Here is a 449-nt window from a genome sequence, read left to right as displayed (position 1 = left end):
CGAAAGATCGCCGTCCGGTGCGCTGCACCGCCCCTCCCCGGGGTAGACGGGCGCCACCAGTCGATCCACCGATGCCGCACCGGCGGCAGCACCTCCACCGGGGGTGCCGGAGAGGGAGAGCCCATCGTGTTCACCACCGTCCTGCTGACCGAGCGGCAGCTGTCCGCCACGGACGTCCGCTTCGTCACCACCCTGCACGGCGCGGAGCCGGTGTCCTTCCTCGTGCTGATGCGGCCTCGCGAGGCGGAGGCCGTCCTGCTCCGCGCGATCGACGACGTGGCCCTCGGTGCGTTCGACCAGGCGGTCCACGAGCGCGGGGAGTCCGAGGGCACCGACGCGGACGCCCAGGCCGCCGAGGCGCTGGAGCGGTCGCTCGCGGCCCTGCGTGCCGCCGGGGCCGAGGCAGTCGGCCGGGTGGTCGAGGGCCACCCGCTGGAGGCGCTGGAGGC

Annotated in this window: 1 protein-coding gene; it reads left to right on the top strand. The window is 75.3% G+C overall.

The features are described from left to right. Positions 1–126 precede the first annotated feature (126 nt). Positions 127–449: indole-3-glycerol phosphate synthase (locus ACLWS4_RS37470; RefSeq protein WP_416876497.1), on the top strand; the 323-nt coding region annotated here is incomplete at its 3' end.

It is taken from the genome of Kitasatospora sp. SC0581, assembly GCF_048159585.1.
Classification (GTDB): domain Bacteria; phylum Actinomycetota; class Actinomycetes; order Streptomycetales; family Streptomycetaceae; genus Kitasatospora.
The sequence above is the reverse complement of the archived record's forward strand: the minus strand, read 5'-3'. Positions and strand labels throughout refer to the sequence as shown.